24 protein-coding genes and 1 pseudogene are annotated in these 24,038 nt (G+C 61.2%); 10 read left to right on the top strand and 15 right to left on the bottom strand.

What is annotated here, in order from left to right; genetic code table 11:
• The 4 genes from spoT to ATH90_RS28015 all read right to left on the bottom strand — a co-directional run bounded on the left by spoT (position 1) and on the right by ATH90_RS28015 (position 4,092).
• Complete coding sequence (gene spoT / locus ATH90_RS28030; RefSeq protein ID WP_017735756.1) at positions 1–2,106, bottom strand: bifunctional GTP diphosphokinase/guanosine-3',5'-bis pyrophosphate 3'-pyrophosphohydrolase; 2,106 nt, start codon at positions 2,104–2,106, stop codon at positions 1–3.
• Between the two features lie 60 nt (positions 2,107–2,166).
• A complete protein-coding gene (gene rpoZ, locus ATH90_RS28025) occupies positions 2,167–2,430 on the bottom strand; it encodes a DNA-directed RNA polymerase subunit omega (RefSeq protein ID WP_003176920.1) in 264 nt (87 codons plus the stop codon).
• 167 nt (positions 2,431–2,597) lie between these two features.
• A complete protein-coding gene (gene gmk, locus ATH90_RS28020; RefSeq protein ID WP_003213284.1) occupies positions 2,598–3,218 on the bottom strand; it encodes a guanylate kinase in 621 nt (206 codons plus the stop codon).
• 10 nt (positions 3,219–3,228) lie between these two features.
• Positions 3,229–4,092: a YicC/YloC family endoribonuclease gene (locus tag ATH90_RS28015; protein WP_098467578.1), complete on the bottom strand. Its 864-nt coding sequence runs from the start codon at positions 4,090–4,092 to the stop codon at positions 3,229–3,231.
• Between the two features lie 186 nt (positions 4,093–4,278).
• On the opposite strand from ATH90_RS28015, the gene rph reads away from it, so the two are divergent.
• Together rph and ATH90_RS28005 are read left to right on the top strand one after the other, a co-directional pair.
• Positions 4,279–5,001 carry a ribonuclease PH gene (rph, locus tag ATH90_RS28010; RefSeq protein WP_010207511.1) on the top strand — a complete coding sequence of 241 codons (723 nt, stop codon included), beginning with the start codon at positions 4,279–4,281 and terminating at the stop codon, positions 4,999–5,001.
• Between the two features lie 22 nt (positions 5,002–5,023).
• On the top strand, positions 5,024–5,395 hold the full coding sequence (locus ATH90_RS28005) for a DUF4870 domain-containing protein (protein WP_034110287.1): 372 nt from the start codon (positions 5,024–5,026) through the stop codon (positions 5,393–5,395).
• A gap of 58 nt (positions 5,396–5,453) precedes the next feature.
• Here ATH90_RS28005 and ATH90_RS28000 read toward each other — a convergent pair whose 3' ends face one another.
• Positions 5,454–6,233: an exodeoxyribonuclease III gene (locus ATH90_RS28000; RefSeq protein ID WP_003195493.1), complete on the bottom strand. Its 780-nt coding sequence runs from the start codon at positions 6,231–6,233 to the stop codon at positions 5,454–5,456.
• A gap of 82 nt (positions 6,234–6,315) precedes the next feature.
• Between ATH90_RS28000 and pyrE the strand changes: the two genes are divergently transcribed.
• Positions 6,316–6,960 carry an orotate phosphoribosyltransferase gene (gene pyrE, locus ATH90_RS27995; RefSeq protein ID WP_016969926.1) on the top strand — a complete coding sequence of 215 codons (645 nt, stop codon included), beginning with the start codon at positions 6,316–6,318 and terminating at the stop codon, positions 6,958–6,960.
• A 78-nt stretch (positions 6,961–7,038) separates the two neighbouring features.
• Here pyrE and argB read toward each other — a convergent pair whose 3' ends face one another.
• The 4 genes and pseudogenes from argB to coaBC form a co-directional block, all read right to left on the bottom strand.
• Positions 7,039–7,944: an acetylglutamate kinase gene (argB, locus tag ATH90_RS27990; RefSeq protein ID WP_034110286.1), complete on the bottom strand. Its 906-nt coding sequence runs from the start codon at positions 7,942–7,944 to the stop codon at positions 7,039–7,041.
• A 19-nt stretch (positions 7,945–7,963) separates the two neighbouring features.
• A pseudogene (locus ATH90_RS27985) lies at positions 7,964–9,385 on the bottom strand (phosphomannomutase/phosphoglucomutase); the annotation flags it as partial.
• Positions 9,386–9,624: 239 nt separating this feature from the next.
• Positions 9,625–10,080: a dUTP diphosphatase gene (gene dut / locus ATH90_RS27975; protein ID WP_034110280.1), complete on the bottom strand. Its 456-nt coding sequence runs from the start codon at positions 10,078–10,080 to the stop codon at positions 9,625–9,627.
• A gap of 5 nt (positions 10,081–10,085) precedes the next feature.
• Complete coding sequence (gene coaBC / locus ATH90_RS27970; protein ID WP_010207499.1) at positions 10,086–11,294, bottom strand: bifunctional phosphopantothenoylcysteine decarboxylase/phosphopantothenate--cysteine ligase CoaBC; 1,209 nt, start codon at positions 11,292–11,294, stop codon at positions 10,086–10,088.
• Positions 11,295–11,445: 151 nt separating this feature from the next.
• Between coaBC and radC the strand changes: the two genes are divergently transcribed.
• Positions 11,446–12,120, top strand: coding sequence for a RadC family protein (radC, locus tag ATH90_RS27965; RefSeq protein WP_034110278.1), 675 nt, complete (start codon positions 11,446–11,448; stop codon positions 12,118–12,120).
• 43 nt (positions 12,121–12,163) lie between these two features.
• Here radC and ATH90_RS27960 read toward each other — a convergent pair whose 3' ends face one another.
• The gene (locus ATH90_RS27960) at positions 12,164–13,756 is read right to left on the bottom strand and encodes an ABC transporter substrate-binding protein (RefSeq protein WP_034110276.1); all 1,593 of its coding nucleotides are present in this window, start codon (positions 13,754–13,756) and stop codon (positions 12,164–12,166) included.
• A gap of 458 nt (positions 13,757–14,214) precedes the next feature.
• On the opposite strand from ATH90_RS27960, the gene rpmB reads away from it, so the two are divergent.
• Both rpmB and rpmG read left to right on the top strand, forming a co-directional pair.
• Positions 14,215–14,448 carry a 50S ribosomal protein L28 gene (rpmB, locus tag ATH90_RS27955; RefSeq protein WP_010207494.1) on the top strand — a complete coding sequence of 78 codons (234 nt, stop codon included), beginning with the start codon at positions 14,215–14,217 and terminating at the stop codon, positions 14,446–14,448.
• Between the two features lie 11 nt (positions 14,449–14,459).
• Positions 14,460–14,615 (top strand): 50S ribosomal protein L33, encoded by a 156-nt coding sequence (gene rpmG / locus ATH90_RS27950; protein ID WP_003176906.1) that lies wholly within the window; start codon positions 14,460–14,462, stop codon positions 14,613–14,615.
• A 71-nt stretch (positions 14,616–14,686) separates the two neighbouring features.
• Here rpmG and ATH90_RS27945 read toward each other — a convergent pair whose 3' ends face one another.
• Positions 14,687–15,049, bottom strand: a complete 363-nt coding sequence (locus tag ATH90_RS27945; protein WP_034110275.1) for a cupin domain-containing protein — start codon at positions 15,047–15,049, stop codon at positions 14,687–14,689.
• Positions 15,050–15,279: 230 nt separating this feature from the next.
• Between ATH90_RS27945 and ATH90_RS27940 the strand changes: the two genes are divergently transcribed.
• Both ATH90_RS27940 and ATH90_RS27935 read left to right on the top strand, forming a co-directional pair.
• On the top strand, positions 15,280–16,773 hold the full coding sequence (locus ATH90_RS27940; protein ID WP_098467575.1) for an aldehyde dehydrogenase: 1,494 nt from the start codon (positions 15,280–15,282) through the stop codon (positions 16,771–16,773).
• A gap of 163 nt (positions 16,774–16,936) precedes the next feature.
• A complete protein-coding gene (locus ATH90_RS27935) occupies positions 16,937–18,079 on the top strand; it encodes an MFS transporter (RefSeq protein ID WP_034110271.1) in 1,143 nt (380 codons plus the stop codon).
• Between the two features lie 55 nt (positions 18,080–18,134).
• Here ATH90_RS27935 and ATH90_RS27930 read toward each other — a convergent pair whose 3' ends face one another.
• Together ATH90_RS27930 and ATH90_RS27925 are read right to left on the bottom strand one after the other, a co-directional pair.
• Positions 18,135–19,703: a phospholipase D family protein gene (locus ATH90_RS27930; protein WP_098467574.1), complete on the bottom strand. Its 1,569-nt coding sequence runs from the start codon at positions 19,701–19,703 to the stop codon at positions 18,135–18,137.
• Positions 19,704–19,765: 62 nt separating this feature from the next.
• The gene (locus tag ATH90_RS27925; protein ID WP_034110267.1) at positions 19,766–21,190 is read right to left on the bottom strand and encodes an aminotransferase-like domain-containing protein; all 1,425 of its coding nucleotides are present in this window, start codon (positions 21,188–21,190) and stop codon (positions 19,766–19,768) included.
• A 167-nt stretch (positions 21,191–21,357) separates the two neighbouring features.
• Here ATH90_RS27925 and ATH90_RS27920 point away from each other — a divergent pair, with 167 nt between their 5' ends.
• Entirely contained in the window at positions 21,358–21,582 is a 225-nt protein-coding gene (locus ATH90_RS27920; protein ID WP_034110266.1) for a DUF1127 domain-containing protein, read from the top strand.
• On the opposite strand, the gene ATH90_RS27915 is transcribed toward ATH90_RS27920, so the two are convergent.
• Complete coding sequence (locus ATH90_RS27915) at positions 21,583–22,875, bottom strand: NAD(P)/FAD-dependent oxidoreductase (RefSeq protein WP_098467573.1); 1,293 nt, start codon at positions 22,873–22,875, stop codon at positions 21,583–21,585. It lies immediately after the preceding gene.
• Positions 22,876–22,990: 115 nt separating this feature from the next.
• Here ATH90_RS27915 and ATH90_RS27910 point away from each other — a divergent pair, with 115 nt between their 5' ends.
• Complete coding sequence (locus tag ATH90_RS27910; RefSeq protein WP_098467572.1) at positions 22,991–23,344, top strand: YkgJ family cysteine cluster protein; 354 nt, start codon at positions 22,991–22,993, stop codon at positions 23,342–23,344.
• A gap of 128 nt (positions 23,345–23,472) precedes the next feature.
• Here ATH90_RS27910 and ATH90_RS27905 read toward each other — a convergent pair whose 3' ends face one another.
• Positions 23,473–23,961 carry an Lrp/AsnC ligand binding domain-containing protein gene (locus tag ATH90_RS27905; RefSeq protein WP_003176896.1) on the bottom strand — a complete coding sequence of 163 codons (489 nt, stop codon included), beginning with the start codon at positions 23,959–23,961 and terminating at the stop codon, positions 23,473–23,475.
• Positions 23,962–24,038 lie beyond the last annotated feature (77 nt).

The following is a 24,038-nucleotide window of genomic DNA, read 5'->3' as shown; positions in this document are numbered from 1 at the left end:
TTATGCACGCATGCGGGTGATGCGGATGACCCCGGTCAAGGCGCGCAGTTTCTTGATCACGCGGGCCAGGTGCACGCGGTCGTGCACGCTGACCACCAGTTGGACCACGCTGATGCGACCATCGCGCTCGTCCATGCTGATTTTCTCGATATTGCCGTCGGCCGCGTTGACGCTGCTGGCCAGCAGGGCGATCAGGCCGCGCTGGTGCTCCAGCTCCACCCGCAGCTCGACGTTGAACTCGCCGGTGACATCCTTGGCCCATGAGAGCTGGATGCATTTTTCCGGGTTGTGGCGGATTTCGGTGATGTTGCGGCAATTGTCCAGGTGCACGACCATGCCTTTGCCCGCCGACAAGTGGCCGACAATCGGGTCGCCCGGGATCGGCGTGCAGCACTTGGCGTAGCTGAGTACCAGGCCCTCGGTGCCGCGAATCGCCAGCGGGCCCTCGGGGCTTGGCAGCTGTTCGCCTTCACCGAGCAGGCGGCGGGCGACCACATAGGCCATGCGGTTGCCCAGGCCGATATCTTCCAGCAGGTCCTCGATGGTTTCCTGGCGATACTCGTGGAGCATCGCTTGCACGCGCTCTGCAGGAATCTTGTCCAGCGCGCTGTCGAAACCGTTGAGCACCTTGTTAAGCAGGCGTTCGCCCAGGCTGATCGACTCGGAGCGGCGTTGCAGCTTGAGGGCGTGACGGATGTGCGTGCGCGCTTTGCCGGTGACCACGAAGTTGAGCCATGCCGGATTCGGGCGCGCGCCCGGTGCGCTGACGATCTCGACCGTGGAGCCGCTTTGCAGCGGTTCGGACAGCGGCGCGAGACGACGATTGATCCGGCAGGCGATGCAGCTGTTGCCCACGTCGGTGTGCACGGCGTAGGCAAAGTCGACCGCCGTGGAGCCTTTGGGCAGCTCCATGATCCGCCCTTTGGGCGTGAACACGTAGACCTCGTCCGGGAACAGGTCGATCTTCACACTTTCGATGAATTCGAGGGAGTTGCCCGCCCGTTGCTGCATTTCCAGCACGCCCTTGACCCACTGGCGGGCGCGGGCATGGGTGCCTTTGGGTTGCTCGTCGCCGCTGGATTTGTACAGCCAATGGGCGGCAATGCCGTTATTGGCCATCTCTTCCATTTCGCGGGTGCGGATCTGGATCTCGATCGGCACCCCGTGCATGCCGAACAGAGTGGTATGCAGCGACTGGTAGCCGTTGGCCTTGGGAATCGCGATGTAGTCCTTGAAGCGGCCCGGCAGCGGCTTGTACAAATTATGTACAGCGCCGAGCACGCGGTAGCAGGTGTCGACCTTGTCGACGATGATCCGGAACGCGTACACGTCCATGATCTCGTTGAAGGCCCGGCGCTTGCCACGCATCTTCTTGTAGATGCCGTAGATGTGCTTCTGCCGGCCACTGACCTCGCCCTCGATCTCGTCGATCGCCAGGCAATGGCTCAGGGATTCTTCGATCTTGTTGACGATTTCCTTGCGGTTGCCACGAGCGCGCTTGACCGCCTGGTAGATGCGCGCCGAGCGCATCGGGTGCATGGCCTTGAAGCCGAGGTCTTCGAATTCGATGCGAATGGCGTGCATGCCCAGGCGATTGGCGATGGGCGCGTAGATTTCCAGGGTTTCCTTGGCGATGCGCCGGCGTTTTTCGCCGGACAGCACTTCCAGCGTGCGCATGTTGTGCAGCCGGTCGGCCAGCTTGACCAGGATCACGCGGATGTCGCGTGCCATGGCCATGGCCATTTTCTGGAAGTTTTCCGCCTGGGCTTCGGCCTTGGTCTCGAAGTTCATCTGGGTCAGTTTGCTGACCCCGTCGACCAGTTCGGCCACGGTTTCGCCAAATTGTGCGCTGAGCGCTTCCTTGGCGATGCCGGTGTCTTCGATCACGTCATGCAGCATCGCGGCCATCAGGCTCTGATGGTCCATGTGCATGTCGGCAAGAATATTTGCCACCGCAAGAGGATGGGTGACATACGCCTCGCCGCTGCGGCGGCGTTGGCCGTCGTGGGCTTGTTCGGCGTAGAAATACGCTCGGCGGACCAGGTTGACCTGGTCTGGGCCGAGGTAGGTCGATAAGCGATCGGCGAGGGCGTCTATGCTCGGCAAAGTGTTAACTCCTGCCGAAGGCTGTGACCCCGCGCCGTGCTACGTCGACCAGGCATAGGCTTAGACGGCCTCGTTGGACTCGTCCTCGAACGCTGCAAACAGCGGTTCGTCTTCAACGATTTCGGCGTTGGCGATGAACTCGTAGCTCATCAGGCCTTCAGCGATTTCACGCAGGGCTACAACGGTAGGCTTGTCGTTTTCCCACTGGACCAGGGGCTCTTTGCCGCCAGTGGCCAGTTGACGGGCACGCTTGGTAGAGAGCATGACCAGCTCAAAGCGGTTATCCACGTGTTCTAGGCAGTCTTCAACGGTTACGCGGGCCATGGTATTCCTCGGAGCGAATGCAAGATGCGCGCTGCCCGGTTGGGCGAGCGGACTAAACAGTTTAAAAAATCACCAGCGTTTAGGGAAGCGCTGATTTTTCGCAGGCCCTCGCAAAACCGCTACAAGTGCCAATGTAAAGCCCTTGCAGCGGTTTTGGGAAGAGCCAATCAACCGAGCAGTTCAGCGAGTAATTTGCCGAAACGCTGCTGCTGGCGCTTTTGCTGGAGCTGGTTGGCGCGAAAAATCGCCTTCAAATCGTCCAGTGCGTGGGCAAAATCGTCATTAATGATCAGGTAGTCGTAGTCGACGTAGTGGCTCATTTCGCTGACGGCTTCACGCATGCGGCCTTCAATGATCTCGTCGCTGTCCTGGCCACGGTTGGTCAGGCGCTGGTGCAACGCTTCCAGGGACGGCGGCAAAATAAAGATCGAACGTGCCTTGGGCATCAACTGGCGCACTTGTTCGGCGCCCTGCCAGTCAATTTCCAGGATCAGGTCGTGGCCTTCGTCCAGGGTCTGCTGCAAGTGACTCTGCGAAGTGCCATAGAGGTTGCCGAACACTTCGGCGCGTTCCAGGAAATCGCCGTGTTCGATCATCTTGACGAACTCGGTGCGCTCGACGAAGTGATAGTGCACGCCGTTCACCTCACCCGGGCGCATGGCGCGGGTGGTGTGCGAGACCGAGATGCGGATCTGCTCGTCAGCGTCGGTCAGGGCCTTGACCAGGCTGCTCTTGCCCGCGCCCGAAGGGGCGGAAATGATGTAAAGGGTGCCGGTGCTGTGGGTCATGGAGGTTGCCTTACTCAATATTCTGTACTTGTTCGCGCATCTGCTCGATCAACACTTTGAGGTTGACCGCAGCGTTGGTGCTGCGCGGATCGAACGCCTTGGAGCCCAGTGTATTGGCTTCGCGGTTGAGTTCCTGCATCAGGAAGTCCAGGCGCCGACCGGCGGCACCACCGGAATTGAGTACGCGGCGCACTTCAAGTATGTGGGTGCTCAGGCGGTCGAGTTCTTCGGCGACATCGCTCTTCTGTGCCAGCAGGACCATTTCCTGCTCCAGGCGCACCGGATCGAGGTCGGCCTTCATGTCTGTGAAGCGGTCGAGTACCTTCTGGCGCTGGGTGGCGAGCATCTGCGGCACCAGCTCGCGCAGGGTCACGACGTCCTCTTCGATCGAGGTCAGGCGCTCGTTGATCAAGCGCGCCAATTCCGCGCCTTCGCGCTCGCGGCCGGCCTTGAGCTCCTTCAGGCCCTGATTGAACAAGGCCAGGGCTTGGGCGTTGAGCGCCTGCGGGTCGGTGGCGTCGGCCACTAGCACGCCGGGCCAGGCCAGCACTTCCAAGGGGTTGAGCGCGGCCGGCTGCTTGATCAGGCTGGCGATGGTTTCGGCGGCGGCCACCAGTTGCGCGGCACGGTCGCGATCGACCTGCAGCGGCTTGCCGGTGGTTTCTTCGGTAAAGCGCAGGGTGCATTCCAGCTTGCCACGGGAAATGCCCTGGCGCAGCGCTTCACGGACGGCGCCTTCGAGGTCGCGGAACGACTCCGGCAGGCGCAGGTGCGGCTCCAGGTAACGGCTGTTGACCGAGCGCAGTTCCCAGCTCAGGGTGCCTTGTGCGCCGGCTTTTTCGACGCGGGCGAAGGCGGTCATGCTGTGCACCATGGAGGTACCTCGCGTTGCAGTCCCGCAAACACGGGCTGATGGTTAAGAAGGCGCAGGATTGTAGCGCAGTGGGACAAGCGCGCCCAAACCCGAGCATTCGTAACTGGATTTTTTAGCAGTGCCCCGAATCGGCTCACGGCTCTATAATGCTCGGCAGTTTTTCGTCCTCAGTACAGGTGTCTCCCTATGAAACGTCCAAGTGGTCGCGCTGCCGATCAGCTCCGCTCGATCCGCATCACCCGCAACTACACCAAACACGCCGAGGGGTCTGTACTGGTCGAGTTTGGCGATACCAAGGTCATCTGCACCGTCAGCGTTGAAAACGGCGTGCCGCGCTTCCTTAAAGGCCAGGGCCAGGGCTGGCTGACGGCCGAGTACGGCATGCTGCCGCGCGCGACCGGCGAGCGTAACCAGCGTGAAGCCAGCCGTGGCAAGCAAGGCGGCCGTACCCTGGAAATCCAGCGACTGATCGGTCGTTCGCTGCGCGCAGCCCTGGACATGTCCAAGCTGGGCGACGTGACGCTGTACGTCGACTGCGACGTGATCCAGGCCGATGGCGGCACCCGTACCGCGTCTATCACCGGCGCCATGGTTGCCCTGGTAGATGCACTGAAAGTGATCAAGAAGCGTGGCGGCCTGAAAGCAGGCGATCCGCTCAAGCAGATGATCGCCGCTGTGTCGGTAGGCATGTATCAGGGCGAGCCAGTGCTGGACCTGGACTACCTGGAGGACTCGGCTGCCGAGACCGACCTGAACGTGGTCATGACCAGCACCGGTGGTTTCATCGAAGTGCAGGGCACTGCCGAAGGCGCGCCCTTCCAGCCGGCCGACCTGAACGCCATGCTCGCCCTGGCCCAGAAAGGCATGACCGAAATCTTCGAGCTGCAGAACGCCGCCCTGGCGGACTGAGCCCGTCTCAAGGAGAAACGCCATGAATGACAACAACCAGATGCCGGTGCCTACGCCTTCCTACGAAGTGCGCCAGGGGGCAATGTTGTGCCATCTCGCGGCGTTTCTGGGTTTCGTGTTCCCCTTCGGCAGCGTCGTGGGGCCACTGATCCTGTGGCAGATGAAGAAAGAAGTGGACCCGTTCGTTGATGATCAGGGCAAGGAAGCCCTGAACTTCCAGATCACCGTGGCCATCGCCTGGATCGCTTGCATTGTGCTGGCCTTCGCAGTGATTGGCTTTTTCCTGATGTTCGCCCTGGCGATCGCCACGGTGGTGCTGACCATCATTGGCAGCATCAAGGCCAACAAGGGCATCGCGTATCGCTACCCCTTGACCTGGCGCGTGATCAAATAACGAGCAGGCACAAAAAAACCGACAGCGATGTCGGTTTTTTTGTGCCTGGAAAAAGACCTCAGATGGTCAGTGTCCAGTCGTAGTCCACGATCAGCGGCGCATGCTGCGAGAAGCGTGGCTGGCGTGGCAGGCGTGCGCTGCGAACGAACCGGCGCAGGCCTGGGGTCAGCAACTGGTAGTCGAAGCGCCAGCCCAGGTTGAGCATCTCAGCCTGTTCGTTATCTGGCCACCAGCTGTACTGGTCACCTTCGCGACTGACTTCGCGCAGGGCATCCACATAGCCCATGTTGCCGACAATCTCGTCCATCCAGGCGCGTTCAGGCGCCAGGAAGCCCGGGGATTGCTGGCTGTCGCGCCAGTTCTTGATATCCAGCTTCTGTTGCGCCACGTACAGCGAGCCACAATAAATGTACTCGCGACGTTTGCGTCGCTGTTTATCCAGGTAACGGGCGAAATCGTCCATTAGCTTGAACTTCTGGTTCAAGTCTTCATCGCCGTTCTGCCCCGAAGGAAGCAGCAAGGTCGCGATGCTGACCTTGTCGAAATCGGCTTGCAGGTAGCGCCCGTAGCGGTCGGCTGTCTCGAAGCCGAGGCCGCTGATGACCGCCTTGGGTTGCAACCGCGAATACAAAGCCACGCCACCTTGGGTGGGCACTTCGGCATCGCAGGCATAAAGGAAGTAGCCATCCAGTTGGAAGGCTGGGTCGTCCAGTTCAAAGGCGGAGGCGCGGGTATCCTGCAGGCAGATGACGTCGGCATTCTGGGCTTGCAGCCAACTGAGCAAACCACGCTCGACTGCAGCCTGAATACCATTAACGTTCACACTGATGATCCGCATAAATGGCCCCAAAAATCGCGTGCGTGTATGATACACGCCGTCTACCTAATTAGCTAAATCCGTGGTATCTGAGGCTTTTTTCATGCAGGCGTATCAACGCGATTTCATTCGTTTTGCCATCGATCGCGGCGTTTTGCGCTTCGGTGAGTTCACCCTGAAGTCCGGGCGCACCAGTCCGTACTTCTTCAATGCCGGCTTGTTCAACTCCGGTTCGGCCCTGGCTCAGCTGGGTCGTTTCTATGCGGCCGCCATCGTTGAAAGCGGTATTCCGTTCGACGTCCTGTTCGGCCCGGCGTACAAGGGCATCCCCCTGGCCGCCGCTACCGCTGTGGCCCTGGCTGAACATCACGGGCAGGACCTGCCATGGTGCTTCAACCGCAAGGAAGCCAAGGCCCACGGCGAAGGTGGCAGCCTGGTGGGGGCGCCGCTCAAGGGCGATGTGCTGATCATCGACGACGTGATCACCGCCGGTACGGCCATCCGCGAAGTGATGCAGATCATCGCGTCGCAGGAAGGCGCCAAGGCCGCCGGCGTGCTGATCGCGCTGAACCGCCAGGAGCGCGGCAACGGTGAATTGTCAGCCATCCAGGAAGTTGAGCGCGATTTTGGCATTCCTGTGGTGAGCATCGTGTCGCTGAACCAGGTGCTGCAGTTCCTGGAAGATGACCCGCAGCTCAAGCAACACCTGCCGGCGGTGCGTGCATACCGCGAGCAGTTCGGCGTCTGACCCACCGTCCTGCAGTAGCGAGTGCATAAAAAAGGCCCCGCTCAATCCTGTTGAGCGGGGCCTTTTTGTTTTCAGCGTTTAAGGACGCTTGCGGTTACTGATCAGCGTGCCCATGCCGGTGTCGGTGAAGATCTCCAGCAGCACCGCATTCGGTACCCGGCCATCGATGATCAGCGAGCTGCCCACACCGCCTTGTACCGCTTCCAGTGCGCAACGGATCTTCGGCAGCATGCCGCCGTAGATGGTGCCGTCGGCGATCAGTTCGTCGACCTGCTGGGTCGTCAGGCCGGTCAACACCTTGCCTTCCTTGTCCATCAAGCCGGCGATGTTGGTCAGCAGCATCAGCTTTTCAGCTTTCAATGCTTCCGCCACCTTGCCGGCCACCAGGTCGGCGTTGATGTTGTAGGACTCGCCATTGGCGCCTACGCCGATCGGCGCGATCACCGGAATGAAGTCGCCCTTGACCAGCAGGTTCAGCAGGTCGGTGTTGATGCCGATCACTTCGCCTACTTGGCCGATGTCGATGATTTCCGGCTGGGTCATTTCCGGGGTCTGACGGGTTACGGTCAGTTTTTTCGCGCGGATCAGCTCCGCGTCCTTGCCGGTCAGGCCAATGGCGCTGCCGCCGTGGCGGTTGATCAGGTTGACGATGTCCTTGTTGACCTGGCCACCCAGGACCATTTCCACCACGTCCATGGTCTGCGCGTCAGTGACGCGCATGCCATCGATGAAGTGACTCTCGATCGACAAGCGCTTGAGCAGGTCGCCGATTTGCGGGCCGCCACCGTGGACCACCACCGGGTTGATCCCCACCGCTTTCATCAACACGATGTCGCGGGCAAAGCCGGTTTTCAGCTCGTCGCTTTCCATGGCATTGCCGCCGTACTTGATCACCAGCGTCTTGCCGACGTAGCGTCGGATGTAAGGCAACGCTTCGGAAAGGACCTTGGCAGTGTTGGCAGCGGCTTCGCGTTCGAGGGTCATTCAGGGCTCCGGTAAAAAATCAGAACGGTAATTGGAGATCAGGGGCAACACGTTTCAACTGGGCGTGGAACACGTCCTTGATGCGCTGCAACTCAGCCTCGGTATCCGCCTCGAAACGCAGGACCAGCACCGGTGTGGTGTTGGACGCGCGAACCAGGCCCCAGCCTTTGGCGTAATCGACTCGCACACCATCAATGGTAGTCAGGTTGGCGCCTTCACCCCATTGCGCATCGTGCAGTGCGTCAATGATGCTGAATTTGCTCTCCTCGGTCACATGGATATTGATCTCTGGCGTAGAAATATCGTTCGGGAAGGTCTGGAACAGCTCTTCGGCGGTGGATTTTTCCTTGCTGAGGATCTCCAGCAGGCGCGCCGCGCTGTAAATGCCGTCGTCAAAGCCGAACCAGCGCTCCTTGAAGAACACGTGGCCGCTCATTTCGCCGGCCAACAGCGCGCCGGTTTCCTTCATCTTCTTTTTGATCAACGAGTGACCCGTCTTCCACATTAGCGGGCGACCGCCATATTCCTTGATCAGCGGGGTAAGGCGGCGGGTGCACTTCACGTCGAAGATGATCTCGGCGTTGGGGTTGCGCGCCACCACGTCACGGGCAAACAGCATCAGCAGGCGATCCGGGAACACGATTTCGCCGGTTTCCGTCACCACACCCACACGGTCGCCGTCGCCGTCAAAGGCCAGGCCGACGTCCGCCCCGGTTTCCTTGACCTTGGCGATCAGGTCTACCAGGTTTTCCGGCTTGCCCGGGTCCGGGTGGTGGTTGGGGAAGTGGCCGTCGACCTCGCAGAACAAAGGAATCACTTCGCAGTTCAGGGCTTCCAGCAACTGCGGGGCGATCACGCCGGCGGCGCCGTTGCCGCAGTCCACCACCACTTTCAAGCGGCGCGCGAGTTTGACGTCACGGGTGATTTCGTCAGAGTAGCGCTGCAGGATGTCAACTTTGGTGATGGTGCCCTTACCGCTGGTCAGGTTGTTGGTTTTCAGGCGGTTGTGCAGGGCCTGGATCTGTTCGTTGGCCAGCGTGTCGCCCGCGATGACGATCTTGAAACCGTTGTAGTCCGACGGGTTATGGCTGCCGGTCAGCATCACCCCGGACTTGCCTGCCAGTACGTTGGCTGCGTAGTACAGCGCAGGCGTCGGCACCAGGCCGACGTCACTCACATGGCAACCGCTGTCGGCCAGGCCCTGGATCAGTTGTTCCACCAGCTCCGGGCCGGACAGTCGCCCGTCACGGCCGACCGAAACGTTGGGTTCATCCTGAGCCAGGCTCTGGGAGCCGATGGCGCGGCCAATCCAGTAGGCGGTTTCGGCCGTGAGGGTCTTGGGCACCACGCCACGAATGTCATAGGCGCGAAAGATGCTGTCGGGGAATGTCGGGGCTACTCGGGCTGCGGTACTCATCGCGGGGGGAAACTCCATCTGAAGGGGGCAAGGCTGGCCTTAATGTGGCTGACCGGCAGGCTCAAACTGAAGGGTATGACGGTGTTTTCGGCAGAGAGTTCGTGGTGCAAAAATGCCATCGGAGCGCTGGCCCCTTCTTTCTTTCTGCGTAACGCTTTGATTTCTATGGGGAAATCTCGCTGATAAAATCCGCGCATTCTTCGTCCTGAAAAGCCTTGCGGTGGCGTCGGGCCGGGCAGGGTGCCCGGCCAGTTTCAGCTTAGTCAGTGGCTGCCGGAATGCCCAAACCCGCCTGCGCCACGTTGTGTTTCGTCAAATTCCTCCACCAACTCAAAGTGTGCCTGCACCACCGGCACCAGCACCAGTTGGGCAATGCGCTCGCCGACGGCGATGTTGAAGGCGGTCTGGCCACGGTTCCAGCAAGACACCATCAGCTCACCCTGATAGTCCGAGTCGATCAGGCCTACCAGGTTACCCAGCACGATGCCGTGTTTGTGACCCAGGCCGGAGCGCGGCAGGATCAGTGCCGCCAGGCCTGGGTCACCGACGTAGATCGACAGGCCGGTTGGAATCAGGATGGTCTGGCCTGGCTCAAGGACGGTGTCTTCCTTGAGCATGGCGCGCAGGTCAAGGCCGGCGGAGCCCGGGGTGGCGTAGGCTGGCAGCGGGAATTCGGTGCCGATGCGTGGGTCGAGGATCTTGGCTTGCAAAGCGTGCATGGAAATTAAACCTGGTTCAGCCGTTGGGCGATAAAAGAGATCAGTTGGCGGGCAATCTTGCCCTTGCTGGTCTGGGCGAAAACGGTGGCGTGCAGCTCGCGATCGATCACGCTGATCGCATTTTCCTCACTGTTGAAGCCGATGCTCGGGTTGGCGACATCATTGGCAACGATCAGGTCGAGGTTTTTGTCTTTCAATTTGCGTGCGGCGTAGTCCAGCAGGTGCTCGGTCTCGGCGGCGAAGCCGACACTGAACGGACGGTCCGCACGGGTGGCGATGGTCGCCAGGATGTCCGGGTTGCGCACCATTTGCAGGAGCAGGCCGTCACCGCTTGTAGGGTCTTTCTTGAGTTTTTGCGGGGCGACGACTTCCGGGCGGTAGTCCGCAACTGCAGCCGAGGCGATGAACAGGTCGCACGGAATGGCGGCTTCACAGGCCGCCAACATGTCGCGGGCGCTGACTACGTCGATTCGCGTGACCCGATCAGGCGTCGGCAAATGCACCGGGCCGGTGATCAAGGTCACACGTGCGCCTGCCTCGACCGCCGCTTCGGCCAGGGCAAAGCCCATTTTTCCTGAGCTATGGTTGGTGATGTAGCGCACCGGGTCGATGTTTTCCTGAGTCGGGCCGGCCGTGATCAGCACGTGCTTGCCGGTCAGGGCCAGGTGCTGGAAACACTCGGCGGCGCACAGCGCCAAGTCGGTGGCTTCGAGCATGCGGCCCATGCCGACGTCGCCGCAGGCCTGGCTGCCGGACGCCGGGCCGAACACCTTGAGGCCTCGGCTTTGCAGGAGTTGGGTGTTGGCTTGGGTGGCCGGGTCGCGCCACATGGCCTGGTTCATGGCCGGGGCGATGGCGACGGTGGCGTCGGTGGCCAGTACCAGGGTGGTCAGCAGGTCATCGGCGATGCCCTGGGCCAGGCGGGCGATCAGGTCGGCGGTGGCCGGGGCGATCAGCACCAGGTCGGCCCACTTGGCCAGCTCGATATGGCCCATGGCGGCTTCGGCCGCAGGGTCCAGCAGATCGAGGTGAACCGGGTGCCCGGACAAGGCCTGCATGGTCAGTGGAGTAATGAACTCACTGCCGCCGCGCGTCATGACCACGCGCACTTCGGCGCCTTGGTCCAGAAGCCTGCGGACCAGCTCTGCGCTCTTGTAGGCGGCAATGCCGCCGCCAACGCCGAGAACGATGCGTTTCCGATACAGACGCTGCATTGGTTTGCCTTTCCAGTTCAGTGATGCCAGTTCAGTGACGCCTGCGATGCCCCCTCCCCAGGGGAAATCGCATGCAAAAAAGAGGGCCTACGATAACACAGCGTCCGCGAGGCAGCAGCGGTGCACATGGCGCATATGGAAGGGAGGTGAGATGAGTATTCGCGATTGGCCGGCGACAGAGCGGCCGCGGGAGAAACTTTTGGAATGGGGCGCGGCGAGTCTGTCGGATGCCGAGCTGCTGGCGATCTTCCTGCGTACTGGGGTTTCCGGCAGGAGCGCGGTGGACCTGGCGCGCCATCTGTTGGCGCAATTCGGCGGCTTGCGCCCGCTGCTGGAGGCCAGTCAGGCGCTGTTCAACCAGCAACTGGGGTTGGGGCCGGCAAAGTTTGCGCAGTTGCAGGCTGTGCTGGAAATGGCCAAGCGGCACATGGCCGAGCGCCTGCGACATGACTCGGTGCTGGAGAGTCCGATGGCCGTGCGCGACTATCTGAAGGCCATGCTGCGCCATGAGCCCCATGAGATCTTCGGCTGCCTGTTTCTTGATTCAAGGCATAGGGTGCTGGGTTTCGAGGCGTTGTCACAAGGCACCATTGATGCCGCGATGGTTTACCCCCGGCAAGTGGTCAAGCGCGCGTTGGCCTACAACGCGGCGGCGCTGATCCTGTGTCATAACCATCCTTCCGGCAGCCTTGAGCCGAGCGCAGCTGATCGAAAGTTGACCAAGTTGCTGCAGAAAGCCCTGGAGGTGGTGGATGTGCGGGTGCTGGATCACATCATCGTCGGGGACGGCGACCCGTTGTCGATGGCGGAGTACGGTTGGATGTAGGAGAGGCAGCTGCAAGCCTGAAGACGGGCTTGCAGCTTGCAGCTTAGGGCTTGATGCTGACTTTCGAGAAATCCTGGCGCCCGAACGGGCTTACCTGGTAGCCCTCGACGTTCTTGCGGGCCAGGGCAAACGCCGTTGGGTGCGCAAGCGGCAGCCACAGCGCCTGCTGCTGGATCTGCGCCTGGGCCTGCTGGTACAGCTTGCTGCGCACGCCTTGCTCGCTGGTGGTCTTGCCGGCGCTGATCAGCTTGTCCAGCGCAGGGTCGCAGTAGCGGGCGAAGTTGGTGCCGGACTTCACCGCCGCGCAGGAGAACTGCGGGGTCAGGAAGTTATCCGGGTCGCCATTGTCGCCGGCCCAGCCCATGAACAGCAGGTCGTGTTCACCGGCTTTGGCGCGGCGAATCAGCTCGCCCCATTCGATCACGCGGATCTCGGCCTGGATGCCGACCTTGGCCAGGTCAGCCTGCAGCAGCTGTGCGCCGAGGTTCGGGTTGGGGTTTAGCAGGCTGCCGGTAGGGCGGGTCCAAATGGTGGTCTTGAAACCGTCCTTGAGGCCGGCACGGTCCAGCAGCGCCTTGGCCTTGGCGAGGTCCTGTGGATAACCAGGCAGGTCCTTGGCATAGCTCCAGGTGTTGGGCGGGTAAGGGCCATTGGCGGCTTCGGCGGTGCCTTCAAACACGGCCTTGAGATAGCTGCCCTTGTCGAACGCCAGGTTGATCGCCTGGCGTACTTCCGGCTTGTCCAGGGGCGGGTGCTGGCTATTGATGGCGACGAAGGCGGTCATGAACGCCGCGGTTTTTTCCACCTTGAGCGCCGGGTCTTTTTCGGCCTCGCCCACGTCCAGCGGCTTGGGCGACAGGGCGATCTGGCATTCGTCGCGGTGCAACTTCTGCAGGCGCACGTTGGCGTCCGGGGTAATGGCGAAGATCAGGTTATCCACCGCCGGTTTGCCGGCGAAGTAGTCTGGGTTGGCCTTGTAGCGCACCACGGCATCTTTCTGGAAACGGCTGAAGATGAACGGCCCGGTGCCGATCGGCTGGCTGTTGAGCTTCTCTGGCGTGCCGGCCTTGAGCAGTTTGTCGGCATATTCCGCCGGGTAGATAGAGGCAAAGCCCATGCTCAGCGCGGCGAGGAATGTGGAGTCGGCATGGTCCAGGGTGAAGCGCACGGTCAGTGGGTCAAGTGCGTCGATTTTCTTCACCAACGTCGGCAGCTGCAGCGACTGGGCGTGGGGGAAGCCGCTCTGGGCGATCTTGTGCCATGGGTTAGCCGGGTCGAGCATGCGCTCGAAGCTGAAGCGCACGTCTTCGGCGGTCAGCGTGCGGCTTGGGGTGAAGTACTCGGTGCGATGGAATTTCACCTGCGGGTGTAGCTTGAAGGTATAGGTCAGGCCATCCGGCGAGACTTCCCAACTGTCCGCCAGGCTTGGCACCAGCTTACCGTTGGCTGCGTCGTAGTCCACCAGGCGGTTCATCAGCACGTCGGCCGAGGCGTTGGTGGTGGTCAGCGAGTTGTATTGCACCACATCGAACCCCTCGGGGCTGGCCTCGGTGCACACGCTCAAGGTGCTGGCGGCTGAGGCCAGCGGGGCGATAAATAGAGGGGCTAGCAATAGCGGTAGGGCAGCGAGGCGCATGTTCGGTTTCCTTTGCAGATCGAAGGCCCATCTGCGAGTGCAGTCTGGAAAAGTCCTACCGTAGTGGTCTGATAGGTAAATGACTAGCCCATTTTTGCCTGTGCTTTTGCTGCAAATGCTGTTTTGATGGCACCTCAGCGCGTTTCGTCGTGCACTTCACCGTGCTTGCGTGCGCTGTAAATCATTCTGTGCGACGAGCGGTCGGCTGTGACAGCGGCCCCTCCTGGCAACGGTTCAGGCGTCTGCCGCCAAGATTTACGCCAGTAAAAACACACGGGCTGTTGTTGCACTGGGGTCTTTCTGGTATAAAGCAGCGCTCTTTTCTAGGGGCCCGGTTCCTTCGCTTGTAGGTGTAGCCGGTAAGACCCTAAAGAAACGCGGCGCCTGGCGCCAAATGACTGAGAGATTAAGCGGCCAACCCATGCCGGGTTGGGCATGTGGTTTTAGAGGGCTGAGGCATGTCGAGAGTCTGTCAAGTTACCGGTAAGGGTCCGGTGACTGGGAATAACATTTCCCACGCAAATAACAAAACCCGTCGTCGTTTCCTGCCGAACCTGCAGCATCACCGCTTCTGGGTTGAAGAAGAGAAACGTTTCGTCCGTCTGCGCGTATCTGCCAAAGGCATGCGCATCATCGACAAGCGTGGCATCACTGTCGTGCTGGCTGAATTGCGCCGCGCTGGCACAATCTAAGGAGCTATATCATGCGTGAATTGATTCGAATGATCTCTAGCGCCGGTACTGGTCACTTCTACACTACCGACAAGAACAAGCGTACTACCCCGGACAAGCTCGAAAAGAAAATGTTCGACCCGCGCGTTCGCAAGCACGTGATCTACAAAGAAGGCAAAATCAAGTAATTGATTTTCTTCCTTGTGAAAAAAAGCCCGTATCTCACGATCCGGGCTTTTTTTTGCCTGCGATTTGCTGATCAGGCTTTTTGTTCGAACACCACGTAGATCTTGCGGCAAGGCTCCAGCACTTCCCAAGTGCCGCTGAACCCGGCCGGGATCACGAAGCGGTCACCCGCGCGCAAGGTCTTGGCGTTGCCATCGTCATCACGCAGTACGGATACGCCCTGCACAATCTCGCAGTACTCATGCTCGGTGTAATTGACCTTCCATTGCCCGACTTCACCTTCCCACACCCCTGCACTCATCTGGCCGCACGGGCTGTTGTAATGGTTGTAGAGGGTTTGCTCGGGATCGCCCTTGAGGATTTTCTCGGCGGCCGGACGGTAGCGGTCTGGGGCCGTGCTGGCTTGGCTGAAGTCGACGATGTCCTGGATGCTCATGTGCGTGTCCCGTCTGGCCTGCGGTTGGAGAGTCCAAAGTCTATGTTTATTAAAATGAACATCGCAAGGGCGTTTGCTGGCGTTATGTCAAATATATTGAAACATCCCCAGCCGCTGGTTTAGGGTGGCAGCTGCCTTGAGCCGAACAGCTGGCTGGCCGGGCAAGCATTCTTTGAGGTTGCCGGGGCACATCGCCTGGCCCTTGTATTCAATAAGAGGAGGACACTCGCATGACCACCCTGACCCGTGCCGACTGGGAGCAACGCGCCAAGGATCTTAAGATCGAAGGCCGCGCCTACATCAATGGCGAATACACCGCCGCTGTTTCCGGTGACACCTTCGAATGCATCAGCCCGGTCGATGGTCGCCTCCTGGCCACTGTTGCCAGCTGTGATGTCGCCGATGCCCAGCGCGCCGTGGAAAACGCTCGCGCCACGTTCAATTCCGGTGTGTGGTCGCGCCTGGCGCCGGCCAAGCGCAAATCCGCCATGATCCGTTTCGCCGCGTTGCTCAAGGCCAATGCCGAAGAGCTGGCGCTGCTCGAGACCCTGGACATGGGCAAGCCGATCAGCGACTCCCTGAACATCGACGTACCCGGCGCGGCGAATGCCCTGAGCTGGAGCGGCGAAGCCATCGACAAAATCTACGACGAAGTCGCCGCAACCCCACACGACCAACTGGGCCTGGTGACCCGTGAGCCGGTTGGCGTTGTCGGCGCCATCGTGCCGTGGAACTTCCCACTGATGATGGCCTGCTGGAAGCTCGGCCCGGCGCTGTCCACCGGTAACTCCGTGATCCTCAAGCCGTCCGAGAAGTCCCCGCTGACGGCCATCCGCATCGCAGCCCTGGCCGTTGAAGCCGGTATTCCAAAAGGCGTGTTCAACGTGCTGCCGGGCTACGGCCACACCGTCGGCAACGCGCTGGCGCTGCACATGGACGTCGATACCTTGGTGTTCACCGGTTCCACCAAGATCGCCAAGCAACTGTTGATCCGCTCCGGCGAATCGAACATGAAGCGTGTATGGCTGGAAGCGGGCGGTAAGAGCCCGAACATCGTGTTTGCCGATGCGCCGGACCTGCAAGCCGCGGCCGAATCCGCAGCCGGTGCCATTGCCTTTAACCAGGGCGAAGTCTGCACCGCAGGTTCGCGCCTGCTGGTGGAACGCTCTATCAAGGACACATTCCTGCCGCTGGTGATCGAGGCCCTCAAGGGCTGGAAACCAGGCAACCCGCTTGACCCGGCCACCAACGTGGGTGCGCTGGTGGACACCCAGCAGATGAACACCGTGCTTTCGTACATCGAAGCTGGCCATGCCGATGGCGCCAAGCTGGTGGCGGGTGGCAAGCGCACCCTGGAAGAAACGGGCGGCACCTACGTCGAGCCGACGATTTTCGACGGTGTGACCAACGCGATGAAGATCGCCCAGGAAGAGATCTTTGGTCCAGTCCTGTCGGTAATCACCTTCGACAGCGCCGAGGAAGCGGTCACCATCGCCAACGACACTCAATACGGCCTGGCCGCGGCGGTGTGGACGGCGGATATCTCGAAGGCGCACCTGACCGCCAAGGCCCTGCGCGCCGGTAGCGTGTGGGTCAACCAGTATGACGGCGGCGACATGACTGCGCCGTTTGGTGGTTTCAAGCAGTCGGGTAACGGTCGCGACAAGTCGCTGCATGCGTTCGATAAGTACACCGAGCTGAAGGCGACCTGGATCAAGCTCTAAGCAACACCGCTGGTCCCTGTAGGAGCGAGCTTGTGTGGGAGCTGGCTGGCCTGCGATAGCATCACCGAGGTGTGCCTGACACGCTGAGGTGCCTGCATCGCCGGCAAGCCCGCTCCTACCGTTCGTTTTGCAACCCGGAAAAATTATCCACAGGAGCGTGGACATGCGTTGGGCGACTTATTTCGCCGTCCTGGCTTCAGTGCTCAGCGTCGGTCTGGCCCTGGGCGTCAGCATGCCGCTGGTGTCCCTGCGTCTCGAAAGCTGGGGTTACGGCAGTTTCGCCATCGGCGTAATGGCGGCGATGCCGGCCTTTGGTGTACTGCTCGGTGCGAAGATTTCCAGTCGCCTGGCTTCATGGCTCGGCACGGCCAACCTCATGCGCCTGTGCCTGTGGGCGGGCGCGGTGTCCATCGGCTTGCTGGCGGTCCTGCCCAATTACCCGGTGTGGTTGGTGCTGCGGCTGATGATCGGGGTGATCCTCACCATTGTGTTTATCCTCGGCGAAAGCTGGATCAACCAGTTGGTCGTGGAGCAGTGGCGCGGTCGGCTGGTGGCGCTGTACGGCTGCAGTTATGCCTTGAGCCAGCTGTCGGGCCCATTGCTGTTGGGCTTGATCGGCACCGACCATGACTACGGCTTCTGGGTGGGCGTGGGCCTGTTGGTGATGGCGCCGCTGCTGTTGCTGGGCCGTTCCGGCGCGCCTACCGCCGAGTCCTTCAGCGTGACGTTCGCGCAACTGTGGCGCTTCTGCCTGAGCCTGCCCGCGATTGCCTGGGCGGTGGCGTTGTTTGCCGCATTCGAGGCGATGATCCTGACGCTGCTGCCGGTGTACTGCCTGCAACAGGGTTTCACCGCCGAGATTGCCTTGGCCATGGTCAGCACGGTCGTGGTCGGTGATGCGCTGCTACAACTGCCCATCGGTGCGCTGGCCGACTACCTGCCGCGGCGCACGTTATTCCTGAGTTGTGCTGTGTTGTTGCTGGCATCGAGCCTGGCGATCCCGCTGCTGATGCACACGCTGTTGATCTGGCCGGTATGGGTCGTGTTCGGCGCGAGTGCCGGTGGCTTATTTACCCTGTCGTTGATCCTGATCGGCGAGCGTTACCGCGACGATGCGCTGGTTCGCGCCAACGCCCACGTGGCGCAGTTGTGGGGTATCGGTTGCCTGATCGGCCCGCTGGTGGCCGGCGCCGGCAGCCAGTGGATCAGCGGGCATGCACTGCCGTTGCTGATGGCTGCCGGTGCCCTGGGCCTGGTGCTGTTGTTGCTGCGCCAGGGGGCGTTTGGCGCAGCACAGCCGGCCTGACCCGCACATGCATTTCACTGTGGGAGCCAGCTCCCACGGTTGACCTGTGTGGTTTTCAGAGCATGCGTTCCAGGCCGACGGAGGTGGCGAACCAGGCATTGAACCGTCGCCACCAACTGCCCGGCTCGCGGGTCAGGGTGTGCAACTGGCCGTTATCTTCGGTCACCCACACGATTTGGCCGTCCTGCAGTTTCGCCTCATAGCTCAGGGCCGGCGCCATGCCTTGCAGGGCCAGGTTGCGCACGTGCTCCGCCAGCTCCGGGCTGTCGACCAGCACACCGACTTCGGTGTTCCACAGCACCGAGCGTGGGTCGAAGTTGAACGAGCCGATAAACGACTTTTCCCGGTCAAAGATCATTGCCTTGCTATGCAAGCTGGAGTCCGAGCCGCGGAAGGTGCCGCGCCGGAACAGGTGTGGCCCTCTGCCTGCGCTGGGGTCGCCTGGTTGGCGGCGCAATTCGTAGAGCTTGACCCCGTGTTCCAGCAGCGCCTTGCGGTAGGGTGCATAACCCCCGTGCACGGCAGGGACGTCAGTGGCTTCGAGGGAGTTGGTCAGCAGGCTCACCGCCACACCGGCATCGGCGCGCCCGGTCAGGTACACCAGCCCCGGTTGCCCTGGCACGAAGTAGGCCGAGATCATCATCAGCTCATGGGTGACGCCCTCCAGCTCCGGCGCCAGTTGGGTCGTGAGCAGCAGCCGAGGGTCGGGGTCGGACTTGGCCAGTACCTTGCTCGGCGCATCCCACAGCGCTTGGTTCCAGGCCCAGATCAGCTCGCGGCGCCAGGTGTCCATGCGTGGTTGGGTCTGGTAGGTGCGCAAGCGGTTGTAAAGCGCGTGATTCTGCTGGCGCGATTCGGCCAGCGACGCTTCCAGGCGCATGCGCGCAGTGGCCAGGTCGCCTTTGGATGGCATATCGGAGACGAAGTCATCGATGGGCTTGCTCAGTGCGCTGTTCCAGTACTGGTCGAAACTGTGTCCCAGTTGCTCGGCCACCGGCCCCACGCTGAGCATGTCGATATCGGTGAAGTTCAGGTTGGGCTCGGCATCGAAATACTCGTCCCCCAGGTTGCGCCCGCCGACGATGGCCACGCTGTTGTCCGCCAGCCACAGCTTGTTGTGCATGCGCCGATGTTGCAGCGACAGGTTGAACAGTCGCCCCATGGCGCGCGTCACGCCTGTGCTGCGCCCCAGGTGCAAGGGGTTGAACAGGCGTATCTCGATCTTGGGGTGGGCGGCAAGGGTAGCGATGATCTGGTCGAGGCCGTCGCTGGTGGTGTCGTCCAGCAGGATGCGTACCCGCACGCCACGGTCGGCAGCCTTGAGCAGTTCGTCCACCAGCATGCGGGTGCTGATGCCGTCGTGCACGATGTAGTACTGCAGGTCGAGGCTGGTCTGGGCGTTGCGGATCAATTCGGCGCGGGCCATGAATGCTTCGCTGCTGTTGGGCAGCAGGCGGAAACCCGAACGCCCCTGGTACGGCGCGGCCTGGGCCTGGATCGAACGACCGAACGACGACTGTGCGGCGGGGAGGGCGTCACTGGGGATGCGCGGTGCGTTGACAGTGGCACAGCCACCCAGGGCCAGGGCTCCCAACAGGAAAAACGGTAATAGCCGTTGAGTCATCAAGGGAGTGGCTTCCAGATGGGGGCGTTTGTCGGCATATGACGGCAATTTCCCGCGAAAGGTCAGTCGGCCGCCTCAGCGAGCATCTTGTTCGCCGCTGCGCCGACCTTGCGCACGGCTTCTTCAATCTGCGCGGTTGGCTTGGCAGCGTAGTTCATGCGCAGGCAGTTCCGGTACTTGCCCGAGGCTGAAAAGATGCTGCCTACCGCCACCTGTACACCTTGCTCTATCAACACGCGGTTGAGCTTGAGCGTATCAAAGCCTTCGGGCAGCTCGATCCACAGCATGAAACTGCCCTGGGGCCGGCTGGCGCGGGTGCCTGCCGGGAAGTAGCGGCTGACCCAGTCCAGCATCAAGTCGCGATTGCGCTGGTATTGCGTGCGCATCCGTCGCAAGTGGGGTTCGAAGTGACCGCCTTTGAGGAACTCGGCAATCGCGATCTGCGGCTGCGTGGCGGTAGAGCCGGTGCTGATGTATTTCATATGCAGCACCCGTTCCAGATAGCGACCAGGCGCAACCCAGCCGATGCGCAATCCGGGGGCCAGGGTTTTCGAGAACGAGCTGCACAGCAATACTCGGCCATCTTCGTCGAAGGACTTGATGGTGCGCGGGCGCGGGTAGCTGTAGGCCAGTTCGCCATACACGTCGTCTTCGATGATTGCCACGTCAAAGCGCTGGGCCAGGGTCAGCAGCGCTCGTTTGCGGGCCTCCGGCATGATGTAGCCCAGGGGGTTGTTGCAGTTGGGTGTCAGCTGGATGACCTTGATCGGCCACTGTTCCAAGGCCAGTTCCAGGGCTTCGAGACTGATGCCGGTGATCGGGTCGGTAGGGATTTCCAGGGCTTTCATGCCCAAGCCCTTGAGGGTCTGCATGGCGCCGTGAAAGCTTGGCGAATCCACCGCGACGATATCTCCCGGCTCACAAATGGCATGGATGCTGGCGGACAGCGCCTCATGACAGCCGGTAGTGATCACGATGTCCTCGGCTGTCAGCTGGCAGCCGGAATCCAATGACAGGCGCGCGATCTGCTCGCGCAATTCCATACAGCCGAGAATATTGTCGTAATACAGGCCGGGCAGGTCTTGACGGCGGCTCACGCGGGCGAGGCTACGCAGCAACGGCTTTATCGTGGGCGACAATACATCCGGCATACCGCGGCCCATCTGTATGACATCTTTGCGCGGCACTGCGCGTATCAACTCCAGCACCTGGTCCCACTGGGAAATTTCCACCGGTCGTTGGGCCGGGCGGCCGACTTCGGGCAGGGCCGGCAGCTCACGGCCGACCGGGACGAAGTAGCCGGATTTCGGCTTGGGCATCGCCAGGCCGTTGTCTTCCAGCAAGCGATAGGCCTGCTGCACAGTGCTCAGGCTGACCCCATGTTCCACGCTCAACGCCCGTACAGAGGGCAAACGATCGCCGGGGCGATAGAAGCCCTGTTCGATACGCGTGCCCAGCAACTCGGCGAGATTCACATAAAGGGTCATGGCGGTCGCTCCCAGGGGACCAGTACAGATAAGGAGAAAATACAGGATTCAGCCCTTCAGTGGCAGTATCTGTATGGATTTAATAAAGGTCGGTTGAATCTGTAATGGTTTTGGCCGCACGCCCATGCTTGGCACTCAAGGCAACCATGCCAATGAGGGGCAGCAAAATGAACGGTATGAGCGATGTGCGGCTGACGTTACACAGTCAGGAATTGGAGGCTGAGCAAGTGCGGGCGACGGCGCCACGCGACATCAGCCGCTGGAGCCTGTTCTGGCGGCGGCTTCACACGCGCAAGGCGTTATTGCAGCTGACCCGCGAGCAACTGCGTGATGTTGGGCTGACCGCTGAACAGGCGCGCCAGGAAGGTCTGAAGCCGTTCTGGCGCGATTGATCAGACCAGCTCTTTGAGTCGGTGCCAGAGCATCCCCAATGCCAACAGCGGTGAGCGCAGATGCTTGCCGCCTGGGAACGTGATATGCGGCACCCGGGCGAACAGGTCGAAACGCCCCTGTTGCTGGCCACTGATGGCTTCGGCCAGCAGCTTGCCCGCCAGGTGCGTGGCATTGAGACCATGGCCGGCGTAGGCCTGGGCGTAATACACGTTGGGTTGGTCGGCCAGGCGACCGATCTGCGGCAAGCGATTGGCACCGATGCCGATCATGCCGCCCCATTGGTAGTCGATGTTCACATCCGCCAGTTGCGGGAATACCTGCAACATTTTCGGACGCATATAGGCGCCGATGTCCTTGGGGTCGCGACCCGAATAATGGCAGGCACCGCCGAACAGCAGGCGCCGGTCGGCGGAAAGCCGGAAGTAGTCCACTGTGACACGCTGGTCGCATACTGCCATGTTTTGCGGCAGCAGGTTGGCGGCCTGGGCTTCGCTCAAGGGCTCGGTGGCGATGATGTAGCTGCCGGCGGGCAGCACTTTGCCGCCCAGGTGCGGGTTGAGGCCATTGAGGTAGGCATTGCAGGCCAGTACCAGGGTCTTGGCGCGTACGTTGCCCTTGGCGGTGTGCACGTTGACTTCGGGGCCGTAGTCGATGCGCGTGACTTCAGAGTGCTCGAACAGTTTCACGCCCAATTGCTGCGCGGCGGTGGCTTCGCCGAGGGCCAGGTTGAGCGGGTGCAGGTGGCCGGAGCCCATGTCGATCATGCCGCCCACGTAGCGCGAGGAGCCGATCACGCTGCCCATTTCGCTGGCCTGCAGCAGACGCACTTCATGGCGGTAACCGAGGCTGCGCAGTTCTTCGGCGTCTTCGGCCAGGCCTTGCAGGTCGCGCGGTTTGTTGGCGAGGTCGCAATAACCCCAGGTCAGGTCGCAGGGGATCTGGAAGCGTTCGACGCGCTCACGCACAATCTCCACGGCTTCCAGGCCCATCAGTTTCATCTGGCGTACACCCTCGGTGCCGATCACATTGGCAAACTGGTCCAGGCCATGGCCGACGCCGCGAATCAACTGGCCGCCGTTACGCCCGCTGGCGCCCCAGGCGATCTTGCGCGCTTCCAGCAGCACCACGCTGAATCCGCGTTCGGCCAGCTCCAATGCCGTGTTCAGCCCGGAAAAACCGCCTCCCACCACGCACACATCCGCCGTCATTTCGCCCGTCAACATCGGGTAATCGGGTTGGGGTACGCTGCTGGCGGCGTAGTAGGACGTGGTGTGCCGGGCGCTGGCGGTCATGGGGAGCATCCCTGTTTGGAAAATTTGACGCAGGATACAGCGGTCGGACGAAGCTGTCTGCGCAGGGCGTTTTGCGGCAGAATCCACGCCTATTCGCCGTTCGGTATGTGTTTCGATGAGTTGCAACAGTCAGAAGATCAGCGCACTGCGCAGGCAGATTCCATCGTTCGAGTGCGTCCCTGGATGCCACGATTGCTGTGGTCCGGTGACCACCTCGCCCGAAGAAATGTCGCGCCTGCCGCGCAAGACCGCTGCCGAGCAAGATGCGGCCATGGATGAGCTGAACTGCGTGCACCTGGGGCCGAAGGGTTGCACGGTGTATGACGAACGTCCGCTGATCTGCAGGCTGTTCGGCACCACCAAGACCCTGCCGTGCCCCAATGGGCGCAGGCCTGTCGAGCTGATTCACCCACGGGTGGAAAAACAGATCCACGAATACATGGCAAGCACCCGGCAGGTGCTGGTCTAGCGAGCGTACGCGGTCAACAATGTGGGGCTGGCCTGCCTGCAATTGTGGCGTGCCAGTCGAAACAGAGGCTGGCTGATGTAACACCATCGCAGGCAAGCCAGCTCCCACAGTTGACCGTGTTGCGTTAGTCAATCCGGGATCGGCAGGTTCAGGCTCTCCTTCACCTCTTCCATCACGATATAACTCTTCGACTCGCGCACATGGGGCAGCTTGAGCAGGATATCGCCAAGCAATTTGCGGTACGACGCCATCTCGGAAATCCGCGCCTTCACCAAGTAGTCGAAATCACCCGACACCAAGTGGCACTCCAGCACATGGGGCAGTTTCAGCACCGCGCGGCGGAATTCCTCGAACGTGTCGCCGGATTTGTAATCGAGGCTGATCTCGACAAATACCAGCAAACTGCCCTTCAAATGCTGGGGATTGAGGCGTGCGTTATAGCCCATGATGATCCCTTCGCGCTCCAGCCGGCGGACCCGCTCGGTGCACGGCGTTGTCGACAGCCCAACCTTCTCTCCCAACTCCGTGAACGAAATGCGCCCATCGGTTTGCAGGATTCGCAGGATGTTGCGGTCGATCTTGTCCAGCTCCCGCTTGGTCTGGGTGTTGGTACGCATAGGGGATACGCCTCTGTGAAAAGGTTTTTTGCCGAGAATTGTCGCCAAATATAGGCAGTTATATAGTGAAATGCACT

Origin of the sequence: Pseudomonas lurida (assembly GCF_002563895.1) — a bacterium.
In the GTDB taxonomy this organism is placed as follows: Bacteria; Pseudomonadota; Gammaproteobacteria; order Pseudomonadales; family Pseudomonadaceae; genus Aquipseudomonas; species Aquipseudomonas lurida.
Note: the sequence above shows the minus strand (reverse complement) of the source record. Positions and strands in the feature narration are given on the sequence as shown.

Coding starts and splice junctions, on each gene's coding strand:
- rpoZ (WP_003176920.1), bottom strand. CDS start 2,430: ATGGCCCGCGTAACCGTTGAAGACTGCCTAGAACACGTGGATAACCGC.
- gmk (WP_003213284.1), bottom strand. CDS start 3,218: ATGACCCACAGCACCGGCACCCTTTACATCATTTCCGCCCCTTCGGGC.
- ATH90_RS28015 (WP_098467578.1), bottom strand. CDS start 4,092: ATGGTGCACAGCATGACCGCCTTCGCCCGCGTCGAAAAAGCCGGCGCA.
- rph (WP_010207511.1), top strand. CDS start 4,279: ATGAAACGTCCAAGTGGTCGCGCTGCCGATCAGCTCCGCTCGATCCGC.
- ATH90_RS28005 (WP_034110287.1), top strand. CDS start 5,024: ATGAATGACAACAACCAGATGCCGGTGCCTACGCCTTCCTACGAAGTG.
- ATH90_RS28000 (WP_003195493.1), bottom strand. CDS start 6,233: ATGCGGATCATCAGTGTGAACGTTAATGGTATTCAGGCTGCAGTCGAG.
- pyrE (WP_016969926.1), top strand. CDS start 6,316: ATGCAGGCGTATCAACGCGATTTCATTCGTTTTGCCATCGATCGCGGC.
- argB (WP_034110286.1), bottom strand. CDS start 7,944: ATGACCCTCGAACGCGAAGCCGCTGCCAACACTGCCAAGGTCCTTTCC.
- dut (WP_034110280.1), bottom strand. CDS start 10,080: ATGCACGCTTTGCAAGCCAAGATCCTCGACCCACGCATCGGCACCGAA.
- coaBC (WP_010207499.1), bottom strand. CDS start 11,294: ATGCAGCGTCTGTATCGGAAACGCATCGTTCTCGGCGTTGGCGGCGGC.
- radC (WP_034110278.1), top strand. CDS start 11,446: ATGAGTATTCGCGATTGGCCGGCGACAGAGCGGCCGCGGGAGAAACTT.
- ATH90_RS27960 (WP_034110276.1), bottom strand. CDS start 13,756: ATGCGCCTCGCTGCCCTACCGCTATTGCTAGCCCCTCTATTTATCGCC.
- rpmB (WP_010207494.1), top strand. CDS start 14,215: ATGTCGAGAGTCTGTCAAGTTACCGGTAAGGGTCCGGTGACTGGGAAT.
- rpmG (WP_003176906.1), top strand. CDS start 14,460: ATGCGTGAATTGATTCGAATGATCTCTAGCGCCGGTACTGGTCACTTC.
- ATH90_RS27945 (WP_034110275.1), bottom strand. CDS start 15,049: ATGAGCATCCAGGACATCGTCGACTTCAGCCAAGCCAGCACGGCCCCA.
- ATH90_RS27940 (WP_098467575.1), top strand. CDS start 15,280: ATGACCACCCTGACCCGTGCCGACTGGGAGCAACGCGCCAAGGATCTT.
- ATH90_RS27935 (WP_034110271.1), top strand. CDS start 16,937: ATGCGTTGGGCGACTTATTTCGCCGTCCTGGCTTCAGTGCTCAGCGTC.
- ATH90_RS27930 (WP_098467574.1), bottom strand. CDS start 19,703: ATGACTCAACGGCTATTACCGTTTTTCCTGTTGGGAGCCCTGGCCCTG.
- ATH90_RS27925 (WP_034110267.1), bottom strand. CDS start 21,190: ATGACCCTTTATGTGAATCTCGCCGAGTTGCTGGGCACGCGTATCGAA.
- ATH90_RS27920 (WP_034110266.1), top strand. CDS start 21,358: ATGAACGGTATGAGCGATGTGCGGCTGACGTTACACAGTCAGGAATTG.
- ATH90_RS27915 (WP_098467573.1), bottom strand. CDS start 22,875: ATGACCGCCAGCGCCCGGCACACCACGTCCTACTACGCCGCCAGCAGC.
- ATH90_RS27910 (WP_098467572.1), top strand. CDS start 22,991: ATGAGTTGCAACAGTCAGAAGATCAGCGCACTGCGCAGGCAGATTCCA.
- ATH90_RS27905 (WP_003176896.1), bottom strand. CDS start 23,961: ATGCGTACCAACACCCAGACCAAGCGGGAGCTGGACAAGATCGACCGC.